Genomic DNA, 18,556 nt, shown 5'->3' on the forward strand with positions numbered 1-18,556 from the left:
CCGTATTGCCTGTTCAGCGTAGCCCGTGGAACGCGAACGCCTGGTCGTGAACGGGGTCCGACGACCTGGAAGGGCTTGACGGCCATCTTCTTTCGAGTGAGCCTGGGGATATCTCAACGAGGCGGCGGGGCCGGGTGAAACGCCTAACCTGGCGGCACGCATGGCCCGTGAAACCTCGTTCCCACTGCTCTGGGGAATAGAAATGGACCCTGCGAACGACCCGAGCGAGTCTGTCGGGAAGACAGTTGTTCTGGCCGAACCGCGAAGTTTTTGTGCCGGTGTGCGGCGCGCCATCGAAATTGTCGAGCAGGCGCTGGAGAGGTTCGGCCCACCCATCTACGTCCGAAACCAGATCGTGCACAACCAGCACGTGGTCCGTGCGTTGGAACAACGTGCTGTCCGTTTTGTGAGCTCCACCGACGAGATTCCGCACGGCGCGGTCTGTGTGCTGTCCGCCCACGGTGTCTCACCCGCGGTGCGTGCCGAGGCCGAGGCCCGTGACCTGAGGGTGATCGACGCGACGTGCCCGCTGGTGTCCAAAGTGCACCAGCAGGTGATCCGGGCGGCCAGGGACGATCGCACCGTCCTGCTCGTCGGCCACATGGAGCACGAGGAGGTCGAGGGCACCTATGGTGAGGCGCCCGACCGGACCTTCGTGGTCAGCAGTGCGGACGAGGTGCGGCAGCTGGACCTGCCGAACGACACGCCGGTCACCTACGTCACCCAGACCACGCTGTCGATCGACGACACCCGCGAGGTCGTGGACGCGATCGCCGCGCGCTTCACCGACCTGGTGGGCCCGGGGACCGACGACATCTGCTACGCCAGCCAGAACCGGCAGGTCGCGGTGAAGGCGCTCGCCAAGCGCACCGAGGTGGTGCTGATCGCCGGTTCGGCGAACTCCAGCAACACCGTGCGCATGGTGGAGGTCGCGCAGCAGGCCGGTGTGCGGTCCTACCTCGTGCCCGACATCGAGGACCTGGACGAGCGCTGGCTGCGGCACGTCGACTCGGTCGGGGTGAGCGCGGGTGCCAGCGCGCCGGAGTTCCAGGTGGACCAGTTGCTGGCACGGTTGGCCGAACTCGGTTTCGACCGGATCGAGCTGGAGGTCACCGCCTCGGAGGCGGACATCAGCTTCAAGCTGCCCTCCGCCGCGGTCGGCGCGGGCGAAGCGAAGGAGCCAAGCTGACGTGCCACGCACACTGATCGTCGGTCTCGGCCGGGCTGGTGCCGGCCTGCATCTGCCTGTGCTGCGCAAGCTTCGGGCGACCTGGCCCAGCCAGCTTCCGTTCGTGGCGGTCGACCCGCAGGCGCACACCGTCTCGCCGGGGTCGGACGTACGAGTCGTCGCATCGCTCGCGACGGCCGCCGGGTTGGTGGACCCGGTCCGGACCGTGGTGCACGTGTGCACACCGCCGGGCGAGCGGCCTGAGCTGCTGCGTGAGCTCGCCGAGCTCGGCTTCCGCGACATCATCGTGGAGAAGCCGGTCACCACCGACCGGGCGGCACTGGCGGCCATCCTGAACCTGGCCGACGCCAGGGGACTGCGGCTGGCGGTGGTGGCACCCTGGCTGGCGAGCAAGCTGACGGCCCGGCTCACCGAACTGGTGACCGCGGGCGAACTCGGTGCGCTGCGGGCCATCGAGATCCACCAGAGCAAGCCGCGCCTGCGCCGGTCCCTGGCAACCGCCGGACATCCCACCGCGTTCGACGTCGAGCCGCCGCACTCGCTCGGCGTGTGCCTCCAGTTGGCCGGCGCCGCACGGCTGATCGACGCGCGCCTTTCCGACATGGTCATCGGCACCACGGTGATTCCCAACATGGGCTCGGCGGAACTGGTGCTCCACCACGCCACGGCGACCAGCCGGATCGTGTCCGACCTCGCGTCCCCGGTCCGGGAACGCCGGATCGAGCTCGACTTCGACCGTGGTCACGTGATCGGTCACTACCCGGGCAGCGAGGACGACCACTACGCCCACCTGCACGTCGCGGTCGAGGGACGGCCATCGACCAGGGAGGTCTTCCCGGACGACGCCCTGACCGAGTACATGGCCGACACCTACCTCGGTTTCCAGCAGGGTAGGGACTTCCGGCCGGAACTGGCGATCGCCTGCCAGGTCGTCGAACTGTTGGCGGACGCCAAGGACCTGTGCCTCACCGGAACGGAGGCCGCCAGTGTCGGCTGATCCTGCCATCACCCTTGCCGGGATCGGGGACGAGGCTGGTCCGTCGTTGGGTGAACAGATCGAGGCCCACCGCCGGCTCGGCTGGCGCACCATCGAGCTGCGTACGGTCGACGGCGTCGCGATGGCCGACCTGGAGGACGCCGCGTTCGACGACGTCGCCGAGACGCTCGACCGGGCGGGGCTTCGCGTGGTGTGCGTCGACTCGCGGATCGCCAACTGGGCGCGGCCGATCACCGGGGACTTCGCGCTCGACCTGACCGAGCTCGACCGGCTGGGTAAACGCTGTGCCGCGCTCGGCACGCGGTACGTGCGGGTGATGTCCTACCCGAACGACGGGCTCGACGAGGACGAGTGGGGCTCGCGGGTCCTGCGGCGGATGCGTGTGCTGGCCGAGCGGGCCGCGGACGCCGGGCTGGTGCTGCTGCACGAGAACTGCGCGGGCTGGGCGGGCGCGGACGCCGGCCGTGCCCTTCGCCTGATCGAGGAGGTCGACAACTCCGCCCTGCGCCTGCTGTTCGACATCGGCAACGGCCTGGCCTACGGCTACCAGGCCCACGACCTGCTGGTGCCGTTGCTGCCGTTCGTCGAACACGTCCACGTGAAGGACGCCCGCGGCCTGAACGGCGAGGTCGTCTACACCCTGCCCGGCGAGGGCAGCTGCCGGGTCGCCGACTGCCTGCGGCTGTTGCTGGACGCCGGGTTCACCGGCACCTGGACGATCGAGCCGCACCTGCGGGTTCGCCCACACGAGGGGCGTTCGGCCGCCGGACCTGATGGGGTGACGAGGTTCGTGGAGTACGGGCGCGCGACCGAACGCCTCGCCGCCGGCCTGCGGGGGTTCCCGTGCTGACCGAATCCGATCGGACGCTGTTGCTGCACCTGCTGGAACTGCCCACCGCGGGCCCACTGGAGGTGGGACCCGACGGGCCAGCGCCACAGCTGTGGGCGGCGCAGCGCCGCTACGCCGAGGCCGCGGCGGAGTTGGGCTTCACCGTCGTGTCGCACGAGGCACCGGACCCACCCGTCGGTGAGGACGTGCCGCGCTCGGTTCGCCTTGCCGTGGCGGCCGATCCCCGGTTCCTCGCCGACCAGCCCAGTCTAGTGCTGCGGCTCGGACCGAGCCTGCCGCAGCCCGACACGCTCATGTTCAACGTCCACCTGGACACCGTGGCCGGGATGGAGCCGGTCGGCTACGACGGCTCGGTATTCCGTGGCAGGGGCGCGATCGACGCGAAGGGCCCGGCCGTCGCGCTGCTGTCCGGGGTTCGCGCGGCACTGGCCGGCCACCCAGCACTCGCGCGGGACACCAGCGTGCTGATCCAGGTCGTGTCCGGGGAGGAGGGCGGCGCCATGGGAGTCTTCGGCACCCGACAGCTCGTGGCGAAGGGGTACTACGGCCGGCTCAACCTGTTCTGCGAACCGACGGGAATGCGTGTCCTGACACGGTGCACGGCGGCGATGACGGCGTGTGTCCGGGTGGACGGTGACGACGCGATCGACGACAACCCCGAGGTCGGTCACAATGCGACAGTCCTGCTCGGGTTCATCAGCCAACGGCTCGCCGACGTGCTTTCCCGACATACCGTCGATGGACGGGCCTGCATCGCGGGAGTCCACACTGGACATCTGCACAACCGCGTCTACGGCACGGGCCGGTTGATGCTGAACCTCTCCTACGGCCGCAACCGGACGGGCCGCAGGCTGGTCGATGTGGTCGAGTCCGAGGTCCGCTCCGCGCTGCGGGATTTCCGTGCGCACTACCGCGACAACCGCGACCTGGCCCGCACGGCGACGGACGCCAGCGCCATCACCACGATCGAATGGCACAAGCGTGGCCTGCCCGCGCTGGAGCCAGAAACCGACGAGTGGACAACCGAGCTGCTCGGCCCCGGGCTCGCTCGTTGGCCGGCCGACGAGCCGGCGTTCACCTGCGATGCCCTGTGGATGGCCGGCCTTCCCGGAGCTCACACGGCCGTTCTCGGGCCGGGGACCCTCGCGACCAACCACGCGCACGCGGAGGGGGAGTACGCCACGGAGGCCGAACTGGCGGAGTTCGCCGCCGGCGTCTCGACGATCGTCCAGCGTTTCGCGCTGCGGAAAGCCAGCTTCTCGGAGGGGAGGGCGCCGTGACGGATCTGATCGGTACCACAACGACGGTGCGGATGGCGTACGAGGAACTCGTGACGTTAACCGCGGCGGCATTCGCCGACCGTGGTGTTCCGCAGGAACGGGCACGGCTCGCCGCCGAGGCGTTGTGCTACGGCGACCTCACCGGGATGTCCTCGCACGGCACGGCGAACCTGACCAGGCTGTACCTGCCGGCGATCGACGACGGCCGGATCGACCCGACGGCGACACCGGTGACCCTGGCCGACACCGGCGCCGCGGTGCTGCTCGACGGCAGGCGGGCGTTGGGCCTGTGGTCGGCCACCCACGCACTGGACCTCGCCGCGACCCGTGCGCTGGACACCGGGATAGCGATGGTGTCCGTGCGTGACGCCACGCACTTCGGCTGCGCCGGCTACCACACCGGGCGACTGGCACGACGGCACCTCGTCGCGGTGCTCGCGTCGAACTGTGGCAGGCAGCGCATCGCCCGCCCCCCTGGCGGACGGCCGGCGGTACTCGGCACGAACCCGCTCAGCATCGCCTCTCCCGCCGGCCGGCAACACCCCTATGTGCTGGACATGAGCACCACCGTCGTGCCGACTGGCCGGATCCGGGCGGCGCACCGCGCGGGGGAGGCCGTTCCCGAGGGCTGGTTGGAGGACGCCGCCGGCCGACCGGTCACCGACCCCGGCGAGTTCGACCGTGGACAGGCCTACCTGCGCTGGCTCGGCGGTGACCCGGCGACCGGCGCGTTCAAGGGTTACGGGCTCGGGTTGTTCGTCGAGGTGCTCGCCGCGCTGGTTCCCGGCGCCGGTCTCGGTCCCGAGCCGGCGGCGCTGGCCGGTGGGGGAGAGCCGACGGGCAGCGACGACGACATCGGGTTCGTCGCACTGGTCGTGGCGCCAGGCGCGCTCCGGCCGATCGACGAGTTCCTCGACCAGGCCGACGGGCTGTTCACCACCCTGCTCGACTGTCCGCCGCTGACGCAGGGCCAGACCGTCAGCTATCCCGGCTGGCACGAGGCGGAGCAGGCCGTAGACGCGACCGAAAACGGCGTGCTGTTGCCGATCGAGCGGTATCGCGAACTTCGGGACCTGGCCGCGGAACGCGGTCTTGACCTTCCTCGCACTGGAGGCGTGGCGTGACGCGAACCCACATCGGAATCATCGGACTCGGGGTGATCTCCCGGTTCTACGTCGACGCGTTCGCGAGTCTGCCCACGTTGAAGCTCGCGGCCGTCTGCGACCTGCGGCCCGAGGCGCTGGCCCCGTTCGCGGGCGATGTGCAGTGCTACACGTCCCACCAGGACATGCTGGAGCAGGGTGTGCTCGACGCGGTGGTGGTGAACGTGCCCAACGACGCGCACGTGCCCGTGTGCCGGGACATCATCGAAGCCGGGTTGCCGGTCTGTGTCGAGAAACCACTGGCGATCGACCTGGACGAGGGACGTGAGCTGGTCGCACTCGCCGCCCGGCAGGGAGTTCCCCTGTTCACCTCGTTGCACCGCCGGTACAACTCCAACGTACTGGCGCTGCTCAACTCGCTTCCGTCCGACCAGCCCGTGGCGTCGCTGACCGTCCGGTACCTGGAGCGGATCGAGGAGCATGTCGGGGCGGACGGCTGGTACCTGGATCCCGAGCGCTGCGGCGGTGGGTGTGTGGCCGACAACGGTCCCAACGCCTTCGACCTGGTGCGGTTGTTCCTCGGCGACGTCACCGTGGTGGACGCGCAGGTCGAGCGGGACGCGGCCGGTGTGGACCGCAGCGCGCGGATCTCCATGCGGGCCAACAGCGGCGCCGCCGTGGTGGTCGAGCTCGACTGGAGCTATCCCGGTGAGGTCAAGGACATCGACATCGAACTCGCCGACGGCACCCGGCTGCGGGCCGACATGCTCGCGGGATACCCCGAGTTCAAACAGTCACTGGCACACGAGTACGTCGGCGTACTGGCCCACTTCAGCGAGAGTCTGACCTCCACGTCGGCCTGCGATCCGTCGGCCGACGGGTTGGCCGCGCTGGAGTTGGTGAATGCCGTGTACAGCAGGGAAGCGAGCGTTGGGGAATGAACAAGAGCGAGGACGGCGACAAGCGGGCGGTAAGCGGCACCCTGGTCAAGGTGTTGACCCACAGCCGGGTCGATCGCGGCATGCGCCTGGAGGAGTTCGCGAGCAGGTGCGTCCGGCAGGGTGAGGTGCACGAGCTCGTCACCACGGACCAGACCGATCACGCACCGGGCGCCCGGGTCGACCGGGTGGGCTTCCTTGGGTTCGTCGAGGTGCGACGGGCCGGCGTGATCGACCGCGGTGACCAGTTGTGGATCGGCCAACGACTGGTCGGCACCGTGCTCGGCTTCGACTCCTGCCATTTCCCGAACCACTACAACGTGCTCGTCACCGCCGGTGAGCTGGTCACGGGTCAGTTGCTCGGACTGGCGCCGGAGGCCGATGTGGTTTTCCAACAGCAGCTACCGGCACTGATGAGGGGATGAGTATGTCGTTACTGAACGAGATCCGGTGCCCTGCGGACCTGCGCGGTCTTGGCGATCCGGACCTGGGTGCGCTCGCCGAGGAGATCCGCGATCGGCTCCTGGTCGAGGTGTTCCGCAATGGTGGTCACCTCGGCCCCAACCTCGGTGTCGTCGAGCTCACGATCGCACTGCACCGGGTGTTCGACTCGCCTCGCGACAGCATCGTGTGGGACACCGGACACCAGACCTACGTGCACAAGATGCTGACCGGGCGCGCGGGGAGGTTCGCGGACCTGCGCAAGCGAGGCGGACTCTCGGGTTATCCGTCCAAACTGGAGTCAGAGCACGACATGGTGGAGAACTCCCACGCGTCCACCGCGTTGTCCTATGCGGACGGTCTGGCGCGGGCGAACCGGTTGCGCGCCAGGAAAGCACACGTGGTCGCCGTGATCGGCGACGGGGCGCTGACCGGCGGCATGGCGTGGGAGGCGTTGAACAACCTGGCCGTCGCGAAGGACCGGCCACTTGTCGTGGTCGTGAACGACAACGGCCGCTCCTACGCGCCGACCGTCGGTGGTCTCGCGGACCACCTGCGAGACCTGCGGGATCGCCGGCACTCGCGGTCGATGTACGAGAACCTCGGCCTGTCCTACGTTGGACCCGTCGACGGTCACGACCGCGTCGCCGTCGAGTCGGCGTTGCGCGACGCCCGTGACCGTGGGGACACCGTGATCGTGCACTGTGTCACGCAGAAGGGGCGTGGGCACCCGCCCGCCGAACAGGACGAGCGGGACCGCATGCACGCCGTGCGCGCCGCCGCGGCCAGGAGTTCCGGCCCGAGTTGGACGAGTGCGTTCGGTGAGGAGCTGCTCGCCGCCGCGAACCGCAGGCCGAACCTGGTCGCGCTGACCGCGGCGATGCTCGAACCGACCGGGCTGCAACCGTTGCGGGACGCTCATCCAGATCGCGTCGTCGATGTCGGCATGGCCGAGCAGCACGCGGTCACCAGCGCCGCGGGAATGGCGATGGGCGGCCTGCGGCCTGTCTGCTGCGTGTACGCGACCTTCCTCAACCGGGCCTTCGACCAGGTTCTGATGGACGTCGCACTGCACCGGCTGGGGGTGACGTTCGTGCTCGACCGCGCCGGGATCACCGGCGAGGACGGGCCATCGCACAACGGTCTGTGGGACCTCGCGACCTTCCAGGCCGTTCCGGGAATGCGCATCGCCGCACCCCGTGATCAGGCGACGCTCCGCCGGCTGCTGACCGAGGCGTTGGACGTCGAGGACGCACCGACGATGCTTCGCTTCCCGAAGGGCTCGGTCGGTGCGGACATCCCCGCGGTCGACCAGGTTGGCGACGACACCGACGGTCCGGTCGACCTGCTCGTCGCCGACGGCGTCGACGCACTGGTGATCGCCGTCGGTTCGATGGCCGGCCCGTGCGTCGAGGCGGCAGAACAGTTGGTCGCGCACGGGATCGCGTGCACCGTTGTCGACCCGGGTTGGGTGAAACCGGTCAACCCCGCGCTGGTCGAGCTGGCGGCCGGGTTCAGGGTCGTGGTGACCGTCGAGGACGGGATCCGGGACGGTGGTGTCGGTGAGGCCACCGCGGCGAGCCTGTGGAACGCGGGGGTCGTGCCGGCCGAGTTGCGGGTACTCGGTGTGCCGACTCAGTTCCTGACGCACGGCTCACGTGCCGAACTGCTGGAGGAGTTCGGGCTCACCGCCGGGCGGATCGCCGACCGGATCGCCGACGCGGTTGCCGCCAGCGCGGTCCGGGGGACGCTCGACTCCATGCTGGAGAAGGAAGTCCTGCGATGACAATTGTCCCTTTGGGAATGCCGGAACCGGCGATCGCGCCGCTCGCGCCGCGCCGCCGCGCACGTCGGTTGATGGTGCGTGATGTCCCCGTCGGCGATGACGCGCCGGTCTCGGTCCAGTCCATGACCACGACCGTGACGGCCGATGTGGACAGCACGCTGCAGCAGATCGCGGAACTGACGGCGGCCGGATGCCAGATCGTGCGGGTCGCGGTTCCGTCACACGACGACGCCGAGGCGCTGCCGGTCATCGCCCGCAAGTCGCAGATCCCGGTGATCGCCGACATCCATTTCCAGCCGAAGTACGTGTTCGCCGCGATCGAGGCCGGCTGTGCCGCGGTACGGGTGAACCCGGGCAATATCAGGAAGTTCGACGACCGGGTCAAGGAGATCGCGCACGCGGCGAAGGACCACGGCACGCCGATCCGGATCGGCGTGAACGCGGGCTCGCTCGACCCGAGGCTGCTCGCGAAGTACGGCAAGGCGACGCCGAATGCGCTCGTCGAGTCGGCACTGTGGGAGTGCTCGCTGTTCGAGGAGCACGGTTTCACCGACATCAAGATCTCGGTGAAGCACCACGACCCGATGGTGATGATCGAGGCCTACCGGCAGCTGGCCGGGAAATGCGACTACCCGCTGCACCTCGGCGTTACCGAGGCCGGTCCCACGTTGCAGGGCACGGTGAAGTCCGCGGTGGCCTTCGGTGTGCTGTTGGCCGAGGGGATCGGGGACACCATCCGGGTTTCGCTGTCCGCGCCACCGGTCGAGGAGGTCAAGGTCGGGATCCAGATCCTGGAGTCGCTCGGACTGCGGGAACGGCGGCTGGAGATCGTGTCCTGCCCGTCCTGCGGTCGTGCGCAGGTGGACGTCTACCGACTGGCCGAAGAGGTGATGAGCGGCCTGGACGGAATGGAGATCCCGATGCGCGTGGCCGTGATGGGTTGCGTGGTCAACGGTCCTGGCGAGGCCCGCGAGGCCGATCTCGGCGTGGCCTCCGGCAACGGCAAAGGACAGATCTTCGTGAAGGGCGAGGTGATCAGGACCGTGCCGGAGCACCAGATCGTGGAGGCCCTGATCACGGAGGCGATGAAGCTGGCAGAACAGATGCGGGACGCGGGCGTCGTGTCCGGCGAACCACAGGTCACGGTGTTCTGAGAAGAGGTGCGCACAATGGGAAACGTCCCCATCCAGGTCCCCATCCACCTCGACGTCACCGCCCCGGGCGGCGGGACGTGGCGGCTCGCTGGTGAGCTGCACCTGCCGGCAGGTGACCAGCCGGACACCGTGCAGGTGTTGTTGTCCGGCCTGACCTATGACCGGCGGTACTGGCTCGTGCCGGGATCGAGCCACTACGTGCGGTACATGGTCGAGCGGGGGCACGCCGTGCTCGCGCTGGACCGGATCGGCACCGGTGAGAGCCTCCACCCACCTGCCGGCGAGGTCACCGTCCAGTCCAATGTGGACACACTGCACGAGCTCGTCCGGGCACTGCGGTCGGGGATCGCCGGGCTACGCCCGTTCACCAGGGTCGTCGCCGTCGGCCACTCGCTCGGCACGGGCATCGCCATCATCGGCGCCGCACAGCACCGCGACTTCGACGCGTTGGTGCTCACCGGCCTCTCGCACACTTTCGGCCCGCTGTACCTGGACGCGGTGGGCTCGGTGGAACCGGTCGCCGGCGGCCAGGAGGGGTACCTGACCACCCGGTCCGGTCAACGAAGGCTGATCTACGAGTTCGCGGGCGGAGTGGACCCGCGGGTGGCCGAGTACCACGAGGCAACCAAGTCCACCGTGACCATCGGTGAGGGCGCGACAGTGGACGAGATCTACCGGCGGGACCACTCGGCCGCCGTCGACGTCCCGGTGCTGTTGGTGATCGGCGGTGCGGACCAGCTGTTCGTCGGTGCCGAGCAGGAACGCGACTGGTACCCGGCGACCCCGGACTTCGAGCTGTTCGTCGTGCCGGAGGCCGCGCACTCGATCAACGTTCACCGCAGTGCCCCGCTGTGGTTCGACGCGGCGGCCCGGCAGCTCTCCCGGTGGGCGGAGTCCGCCCGTACCACCCCGGCCTGAGGAGGACTCAGATGTCAGACACCGACAACGGCCTCCACGCGGTGGTCCTGGGTGGCAGCCTCGCGGGAATCTGCGTCGCGGCGGCGCTCAGCCGCCACCTGGCCAAGGTGACGCTCGTCGAGCGGGACGCCTACCCCGACGGCCCGTACTGGCGCCGGGGCGTGCCGCAGTCCAGGCACACCCACAACCTGCTCGGCGCGGGTCAGCGGGCACTGGAACGGTTGTTCCCCGGCGTGTTGGCCGACCTTCGCGAGCACGGCATCGTCGACGTGCGGATGCCCAAGGACATGCTCGCGATGGTTCCCGGCGGCTGGATGGAACGCTTCACCAGTAGGCACGTGGTGCTGTCAGGCACCCGCGAGCTGATCGACTGGCGGGTGCGCGCTCACCTCGGCGCGCTGCCCAACGTCGAGATCCGGCAGGAGTGCGAGGCCCTCGGCCTGCTGGCGGACGAGAAGGCCGTACACGGTGTGCGGTTGCGCGACCGCGAAATCGGCGCCAGGAACGGCTGGGGCGAGTCCTACGACTTCGCCGCGGACTTCGTCGTGGACACGACGGGACGCAACTCCCAGTCGTCCAGCTGGCTGGCGGAGCTGCACTACGAACAGGTGGCGGAGAGCGTCGTCGACGCACGATGTGCCTATGCCACCTGTGTCTACGCGATTCCGCCTGGCCACGACGCCGACTGGAAGTGCATCCTCATCCAGTCCACTCCGGACGTGCCGCGCCAGGGCATCCTGAACCCGATCGAAGGCAACCGCTGGATGGTGTCGGTGTCCGGGGTCGGCGGTGAGCGTCCACCACTCGACCACAGTGGACTGCTCGAGTTCGCCAGGACGTTGCGCGGTACCGAGTTGTACGACCAGATCCGCCATGCCGAGCCGCTCACCGAGGTCCACGGCTCCGGCAGGACGGAGAACAGGCGCAGGCACTACGAGAGGCTCGACCGCTGGCCGGACCGGTTCGTGGTGGCCGGCGACGCGGTCGGCTCGTTCAACCCCGCCTACGGGCAGGGCATCTCGGTGGCGGCGGGGTGCGCCGTCGACCTCGACGACGCCTTCGAAGCGGCTGGGACCAGGGACACCGGCCGGATCCCGGCCGGGCTGGCGGCGGATCTGCGCGCACCGATCGCCCGCCGGGTCGACGGTGCGTGGATGCTCTCAGCGAACTCCGATCTGGCGTATCCCGGGGCCGCGCCGGGACCGCTGCCCGTGGCAGCGCGGCTCGCGCAGCGCTACATGGGGCGCCTGACGCAGGTGGCCACCACCAAGGGCCCCGCGGCGACCGCACTGCTCGACACCTATCACCTGCTGGCCTCACCCCAAGCCGTCTTCCACCCGCGTGTAGTCGCCGCGGTGCTGCGCGGCCCGAAATCCGAGGAGAAGTCGTTGACCGGCAATGGCGAGACGAACCGACTGCGGACCCTTTACCGCAAGCGCGCCAAGCACTACGACGTCATGTCCAACCGGCTGTACCTGATCGGCCAACGGACCATGGCCTACAAGCACCTGGCGATCGAGCAGCTGGCGCCACGACCGGGCGACACCGTGGTCGACGCGGGGTGCGGCACCGGCCACAACCTGCCGTACCTGTCAGAGGCCGTCGGTCCAGAGGGAAAGGTCATCGGCGTCGACCTGACCGACTCGATGCTGAACCTGGCCGAGGACCGGATCCGCGAGCACGGGCTGACGAACGTGACCCTGCAACAGGCCGACCTCATGACCTTCGAGTTCCCATCCGAGGTCGACCGCATCATCGCCTGTTTCTCGCTGACTCTGATGGAAGGCTACGAGGCGGTCGTGAAGAACGGCTACGACGCGCTCGTGTCGGGCGGACACTGGGTGGCTCTCGACTACCGCCTGCCGCACTGGTGGCCGCAGCGAGCTGTTCCGGCGCTCGGCCCAGTCATCGCCCCGTTCGGCGGCACACCCGACATGCTGCTCAACCGCCACCCCTGGAAGGCGATCGAGCAGGGCGCCGCCACCTCCCGAACCCTGACCCGCTACGGCGGCTGGGTCTACGTCACGACGGGAGTCGCCCCCTGACCCCAGCCTGGACCCGTGGATCGATGAGGTTCGTTGCCGGCGCGGACCTGAAGAAAGTGCCCTTCCAGGAGGTTCTTGAACTCTGTGCCGGACAAGCCTTTGTCGGCCAACAGGATGTGGCCGTCGCGGCGTGTCCGGCCAGGTCAGAGCGTTTCACGGTTCCGGTGACATAGCGGGAGTAGATGTCGAGGATGACATAGCATTTGCCGGCGGAGTTTCTTCAACTCGATCTGCTCAGCCGATTTATTCGCCCGTTTCACCGGTGACCCAGACTCGGTTTCGATTTGCGTGCGGAGGTGAGCACGTTCGTCGGCGCGCGTCGTTAGCCCGTAAGAGTGGTGTTCGCCGTGCTGGTGTGGGCGCGGTCGTCGGGGACGACAGACTTGACTTCGTGGATGGTTGGCCGGAGGTGCGCGATGTGGCCAGCGGTGGGGCTGTGGGCCCGGTCGTGCGGGCGGGGTTCAGCGACTACGTCTCGCTGCCGTCCTGGCAGCATGACCGTCTCCGGGTACCTCGTCAGTTGCCCTTGGCGGTGCGGGATTTCATCGGGCGGGTCGAGCACTTGGCCGCGCTGGACGCTCTGCTGACTCGGGACGAGGACGGTGGCCGCGGGGCGGTGATGATCTCGGCGCTGGATGGCACCCCTGGCGTCGGCAAGACCGCGTTGGCTGTGCGTTGGGCACACAGTGTCCAGCACCGGTTTCCTGGTGGCACGTTGTATGTGAACCTGCGCGGTTACGGGCCCGGCGCGCCTGCTGACCCGTGTGACGTCCTGGGCGGGTTCCTTGGCGCGCTTGGTGTGCCGCCGGAGGAGATCCCGTCGGGGTTGGAGGCGCGGGCCGGGTTGTACCGGTCGGTGCTGGCGGGGCGTCGGGTGCTGGTCGTGCTGGACAATGCCAACTCCGCCGGGCAGGTGCGGCCGTTGCTGCCCGGCAATCCTGGCTGCCTGGTGGTGGTAACCAGCCGGGCCAGCTTGACCGGATTGATGATCGGTGAGGGCGCGACACGGGTGACGCTGGGCCTGCTCACGCCGGACGAGGCCCTGGAGTTGGTCCGAACGATTCTTGGGCTGCGACGGGCCGAGGCGGAACCCGACGCGGTGGTCGAGTTGATCGGATCGTGCGCTCGGCTGCCGTTGGCTCTGCGGATCGCCGCCGGGCGAGTCGCGGCGCGTCCGCATCTCACTCTCGCTGAGCTGGTCGCCGAGTTGCGTAGCGACCTGGGGCGGTGGGACGCGCTCAGCGTTCCGGCCGACGAGGACACCGCTGTCTGGCCGGTGTTCGGCTGGTCTTATCACCTGCTCACCGGGGCGCAGGCGCGGATGTTTCGCCGGCTGGGGCTGCACCCCGGGCTCGAGATCAGCCCGCACGCCGCCGCGGCTGTCGCCGGCCTCGGGGTGGTCGAGGCTACGCGGTTGCTCGATTCCCTGGGTGAGTCGCACATGATCGAGCCGATCGCCCGGGATCGCTACCGTTTCCACGACCTCCTGCGGGCTTATGCCGCTGACCGGGTCGACCACGACGAGCCCCGGGAAGATCGTGACCAGGCCCGCCGGACCTTGATCGAGTGGTACGCACACCACGCCGTCGCCGCTGCGGTGGTGGTCTCGCCGATGCTCGCCGACTGGTTTGGCGGCACCTGTCCGAACGTGCGTGTGTCGCCCGAGATAACGTTCGCCGGGCCCGCCGAGGCGTGGGCGTGGGCCGGTCGCGAGTATGTCAACATTCTTGCCGTGGTCCGTGTTGCCGCGCGCCACGGTCTGGACCGGTCGACCGTCGCCCTGGCGCGTGTCGGCGCGACGTTTCTGTCCTTGCAAGCGCTCTGGGACGAGGCACTCGAAGTCTGCCGCGCCGGGCTGGCCGCCGCCCGTCGTCTCGGCGATCGCACCGCCGAATGCCGCATGATGGAGAACCTGGCTCTCCTGCTGTGGAGCGTCGGTCAGCCGCAGGAGGCCGACGACGCTATGCGGGTCGCCCTGACGCTGGCCCGCGGGATCGGTGACCAGCGGCTGGTCGCGGAGGTGCTGCATCACCTCGGCTGGTTGTCCGTCGACCGGAAACTGTTCGCCGAAGCCAAGGACTACCTGTTGGCGGCGCTGCCGCTCAGCCTCGGCGCACAGGACGGGCGCATGGAATACCTCGCCGAGTGCCATCTCGGCGTGGCGTACAGCGGGCTGGGTGAACATGATCGGGCGCGTCGGCACATCGAGCGGAGCCTCGCTCTGCTACGGCGGACCGACCACGTCGGCTACGACTCCTACCTGCTGACCCGGTTGGCGCAAGCCCGGCAGGCCGCCGGCGACCACGACGAGGCGATCGGCCTGTGCGAGCAGGCTCTCGACCGCGAGCGCCGCCATCACCCTTCCCGGCCGCAGGATCACGCCGTCACCCTCGACACCCTGGGCACCTCGCTACGACATATCGGAGACATCGCCCGCACGATCGAGTCATGGCGTGAGGCGCTGGCGATCTTCGACAAGTTCGGTGACCACCGATCGGACGACCTGCGTGAGCGGCTCAGCGGCCTGGAGATCCCCTGAACCGGATGCATGATCATCGGCATGTCGGCGCGTGGATGTGGCGAAGCCCCTGGTAGCAGAGCTATCGACCAAGATCGTTCTGCTGGTCCCCAGGGGCTTCATGCGTTGCTGGCGCTTGGTCCGGGTCAGCAGGCGCTGCTGGTGTTGGTGTATCTGCGCAAGGAGTGAGCTGTTCGCCGAGGTCGGCGCCGGGGTGCCGACCATTCATGTAGCTTACAATAACAATGTTCGAATAGGGCTTTGGTGAGGTGATCGTGTAGTGGCGGAATGGGTAGATGGCATCTTTGTGGATAAGCACGGCTTGGTCATCAAGGATGTCAGTGTGGTGGATGCGAATTTGTCCGGCTACAAGAGCAAGCGGTGGACTGTAGTCGAATCCAGGTTCGAACGATGCCGGTTCGAGAATGTTCGGGTGGATTATTTTTGTTTTGGTGCGGGCAAGGTGATGTCGGAGTATATCGATTGCAGCTTCGATGGGTCGCGTATCAGGGCGCTTGGTCCTGGGCGTGCCAGATTCGTTCGATGTTCTTTTCGTGATGTTCGGTTGACGAAATGGATTTGTAAGGATGCCGAGTTCATCGATTGTGTGTTCACTGGTGTGCTTCGTGAGATCAACTTCAATGCCGAACTCTATGGGCAGGATATAGGTCGTGATCGGAACCGGTATGAGGGCAACGATTTCTCCGGTGCCACGCTGATTAATGTGGCGTTCATGGGTGGGGTCGATCTGTTCGATCAGAAACTTCCTCAAGGAGATGGCTACGTTTTTCTTGAGCATGCTGAACCGGTGGTGATCGCGGCATTGGATCAGGCCGCCTCCTGGTCGGAGTCGGAAGAGGGGGATGATGTTCGGGCGTCTTTGGAAACTGCCCTTGACTACGTTCGTGGTGGGCAGCGGCAACTGCTGATGTCCGGGCATGCATTCACTGACCGGGACGGGACGAAGGAACGGGCGTGGGCGCGCCTGTCCGGCCTGCTTCGGACGATTCTGGCCCGCCAGGACGCCGAGGACCCGACGGTTGAGTCGGTGGGGGCGATGGCGCTGCGAGTGACCCGTCGTGCCGTACGTGGCCACGAGTTCGTCTACTTCCGAGCAGCTGACGCGGTCTCCGCGATGTCCGTCGTGCACCGCGACGGTGGTCCGCTGTCCACCGACGGTGGGGAGGGGCTCGATGGGGTCCAGGCGCGGGGGATCGAGCCTTTTCGCACGCTCGGGACGCTGGTGGCGTTGGCCCAGAACACGCACTGGACCCTGGATACCGTGCCGTTCGTGTTCGTGTGGCCGCCCGCCGCGGACGAGCCAACCTCGCTTGAGGAGTACGAGAACCTGCCCGTGGACTCCCCCTGGAAGAACCCGCCAGCGACCCTGCAAGAACTGGGCATACCGGTTCGGGACACCCTCGCCTCAATCACCGACGACCAGCTGCCCGACCTCGCCACCCACTGGGCCCACAGCGAGGAACTCAGCCAGTACAGCGACAGCACACCCGCCACGATCCGGCCACTGGCCACCGCCCTCGTCGAACTGGCACGACAAGCCCGCGACACCAACCAGATGCTCTACACATGGAGTTCCCGGTAGCAACGCATGCGGTGGTGCAGGAGACAAACCTGCGGCCGCGCTTGCCGTGGACCCGGTGCGGGTCGAGTTGCCCGTGGACGCGCCGGCGTTCATCCTGTTCATGACCGGCTGGCCGAAGGGCGTCGTGCGAGCGCACCGGAAATCGCCAGGGTGTCGCGGCACCTGACCGGATACACCCGGCCCGGAAGACCGATTTTTGCAGCTTGCTTGGTCGTCGTTCGCCGCGTCAACGATCGACATCTGGACCCGTCTGCTACGCGGCGGTCGCGCTGGGCGGATTCCAGCTGGAGTACTCATGGTGGTCCGGTGAGCAGGCGACGTAGAACGGGTTCGATGTCGGTGCGTCGCGGTTTTCCTGGTGAGACCAGTGCCTGGTACAGCAGCCCGTCGAACATCGCGGTCAGTGCCCGTGCGGTGGTGGAGTCCACTCTGGACTCGAAGACCTCGGTGAGCAGTGTGTCCCATGCGGTGCTGGCGGTGCGCAAAGCGGGGCGGCGGAGCGCGCCGCCGTAGAGCTCGTAGGCGAGCACCATGGTCTGCCGGTGTTCGATGGTCAGTCGCACGATGAAGTCCGCCAGTGCGGTGCTGAGATCGACGTCCGATGGCAGGGATGTCGCCCAGTCGCGCAGGCGCGCGACGTTGCGGGCGGACACCGTCCGGACGGCGGCGTCGAGCAGTTCGTCCAGGCTGGTGAAGTGGTAGGTGGTCGAGCCGAGTGGCACGTCGGCGCGGAGGGCCACGGAGCGGTGGGTCAGGCCGGACAGACCGGACTCGGAGATCACCGACACGGCGGCTTCGATGATCCGCTCGCGGCGCCGCGGGTCGTGCCGGCGGGTCGAGGTCTTCTCCTGCCTCATGAACCTGCCTTTGCGCAAGAGGCTGGTGGCCGCGATCCACCATACGGAAAGCCTTCCCACAATGCGTGTGTACAACTGTACGTTGGCGGCCATGGTCACGAGGGCGCTGCTGGTGCGGGTGATCGCGATCGTCGTGTTGCTCGTGGCCTGGTGGGTGGTGGCGCTGGCGAAGATCTGGCCGCCCGCGATCCTGCCGGGTCCAGGGCAGGTGTGGCACCAGTTGCTGTCTACTTCGGACGCCGCGAACGGGCAGGGCGGGTACGCGGGGTCGACGCTGGTCGAGCGGTTGGGGGTGAGTCTTCGCCGCGTCGGCTACGGCTGTGTGTACGGGATCGCGATCGGTGTCGTGCTCGGTCTGGCGATGGGGCTGATCCCGGTCGTGCGGGCGATCACCGAGCCCGCCGTGACGTTCCTGCGTGCGCTGCCGCCGCTGGCCTACCTGAGCTTGCTCGTCATCTGGTTCGGCATCGACGAGGAGCCCAAGGTCTATCTGCTCATGGTCGCCGCGTTCCCGCCGGTCGCGGTGGCGACCGCGAGCGCGGTCAGCGGGGTCAACCGGCAGTACGTCGAAGCCGCGCAGGCGTTGGGTGCTGGCCGGATCGAGGTGATTCGCGGCGTGATCCTGCCGGCCTCGGCGCCCGAGATCCTCACTGGCATCAGGTTGGCCGTCGGCATCGCGTACAGCTCGGTGGTGGCGGCCGAGACAGTCAACGGCGCGGACGGTATCGGCGGCATGGTGCTCAACGCCCAACGCTACAACCAGACCTCGGTGGTGATCCTCGGTCTGTTCGTCATCGGCGTCACCGGACTCGTGATCGACTCGCTGATCGTTGTCGCGCAACGTGCCCTGTCACCCTGGCGTGGCCGGGTCTGACCC

15 protein-coding genes are annotated in these 18,556 nt (G+C 68.2%); 14 read left to right on the forward strand and 1 reads right to left on the reverse strand.

The window, feature by feature from the left end:
- Nucleotides 1–202 precede the first annotated feature (202 nt).
- From ispH to ACYVIP_RS16510, 13 genes are all read left to right on the forward strand, one after another.
- Nucleotides 203–1,189, forward strand: coding sequence for a 4-hydroxy-3-methylbut-2-enyl diphosphate reductase (gene ispH, locus ACYVIP_RS16450; RefSeq protein ID WP_460397051.1), 987 nt, complete (start codon nucleotides 203–205; stop codon nucleotides 1,187–1,189).
- A 1-nt stretch (nucleotide 1,190) separates the two neighbouring features.
- Complete coding sequence (locus ACYVIP_RS16455) at nucleotides 1,191–2,186, forward strand: Gfo/Idh/MocA family oxidoreductase (protein ID WP_460397053.1); 996 nt, start codon at nucleotides 1,191–1,193, stop codon at nucleotides 2,184–2,186.
- Entirely contained in the window at nucleotides 2,176–3,036 is an 861-nt protein-coding gene (locus ACYVIP_RS16460) for a sugar phosphate isomerase/epimerase family protein (protein WP_460397055.1), read from the forward strand. The genes ACYVIP_RS16455 and ACYVIP_RS16460 overlap by 11 nt, the downstream gene beginning before the upstream one ends.
- Complete coding sequence (locus ACYVIP_RS16465; protein WP_460397057.1) at nucleotides 3,030–4,316, forward strand: M20/M25/M40 family metallo-hydrolase; 1,287 nt, start codon at nucleotides 3,030–3,032, stop codon at nucleotides 4,314–4,316. The genes ACYVIP_RS16460 and ACYVIP_RS16465 overlap by 7 nt, the downstream gene beginning before the upstream one ends.
- Entirely contained in the window at nucleotides 4,313–5,440 is a 1,128-nt protein-coding gene (locus ACYVIP_RS16470; protein WP_460397059.1) for an Ldh family oxidoreductase, read from the forward strand. The genes ACYVIP_RS16465 and ACYVIP_RS16470 overlap by 4 nt, the downstream gene beginning before the upstream one ends.
- Complete coding sequence (locus ACYVIP_RS16475; RefSeq protein WP_460397061.1) at nucleotides 5,437–6,360, forward strand: Gfo/Idh/MocA family protein; 924 nt, start codon at nucleotides 5,437–5,439, stop codon at nucleotides 6,358–6,360. Before ACYVIP_RS16470 ends, ACYVIP_RS16475 begins: the two co-directional genes overlap by 4 nt.
- On the forward strand, nucleotides 6,357–6,782 hold the full coding sequence (locus ACYVIP_RS16480) for a DUF6917 domain-containing protein (RefSeq protein WP_460397063.1): 426 nt from the start codon (nucleotides 6,357–6,359) through the stop codon (nucleotides 6,780–6,782). The genes ACYVIP_RS16475 and ACYVIP_RS16480 overlap by 4 nt, the downstream gene beginning before the upstream one ends.
- 2 nt (nucleotides 6,783–6,784) lie before the next feature.
- Entirely contained in the window at nucleotides 6,785–8,584 is a 1,800-nt protein-coding gene (locus ACYVIP_RS16485; RefSeq protein ID WP_460397065.1) for a 1-deoxy-D-xylulose-5-phosphate synthase, read from the forward strand.
- Entirely contained in the window at nucleotides 8,581–9,738 is a 1,158-nt protein-coding gene (gene ispG / locus ACYVIP_RS16490; protein WP_460397067.1) for a flavodoxin-dependent (E)-4-hydroxy-3-methylbut-2-enyl-diphosphate synthase, read from the forward strand. The genes ACYVIP_RS16485 and ispG overlap by 4 nt, the downstream gene beginning before the upstream one ends.
- A gap of 15 nt (nucleotides 9,739–9,753) precedes the next feature.
- Nucleotides 9,754–10,656, forward strand: a complete 903-nt coding sequence (locus ACYVIP_RS16495) for an alpha/beta hydrolase (protein WP_460397069.1) — start codon at nucleotides 9,754–9,756, stop codon at nucleotides 10,654–10,656.
- Between the two features lie 11 nt (nucleotides 10,657–10,667).
- Nucleotides 10,668–12,701 (forward strand): methyltransferase domain-containing protein, encoded by a 2,034-nt coding sequence (locus ACYVIP_RS16500; protein WP_460397071.1) that lies wholly within the window; start codon nucleotides 10,668–10,670, stop codon nucleotides 12,699–12,701.
- A gap of 355 nt (nucleotides 12,702–13,056) precedes the next feature.
- Nucleotides 13,057–15,240: an ATP-binding protein gene (locus ACYVIP_RS16505; protein WP_460397073.1), complete on the forward strand. Its 2,184-nt coding sequence runs from the start codon at nucleotides 13,057–13,059 to the stop codon at nucleotides 15,238–15,240.
- 259 nt (nucleotides 15,241–15,499) lie between these two features.
- A complete protein-coding gene (locus ACYVIP_RS16510) occupies nucleotides 15,500–16,822 on the forward strand; it encodes a hypothetical protein (protein ID WP_460397075.1) in 1,323 nt (440 codons plus the stop codon).
- 293 nt (nucleotides 16,823–17,115) lie between these two features.
- On the opposite strand, the gene ACYVIP_RS16515 is transcribed toward ACYVIP_RS16510, so the two are convergent.
- Nucleotides 17,116–17,679 (reverse strand): TetR/AcrR family transcriptional regulator, encoded by a 564-nt coding sequence (locus tag ACYVIP_RS16515; RefSeq protein ID WP_460397077.1) that lies wholly within the window; start codon nucleotides 17,677–17,679, stop codon nucleotides 17,116–17,118.
- 91 nt (nucleotides 17,680–17,770) lie between these two features.
- Here ACYVIP_RS16515 and ACYVIP_RS16520 point away from each other — a divergent pair, with 91 nt between their 5' ends.
- Entirely contained in the window at nucleotides 17,771–18,553 is a 783-nt protein-coding gene (locus ACYVIP_RS16520) for an ABC transporter permease (RefSeq protein WP_460397079.1), read from the forward strand.
- The last annotated feature ends 3 nt before the right edge of the window (nucleotides 18,554–18,556 follow it).

Source organism: Actinophytocola sediminis (assembly GCF_054779715.1).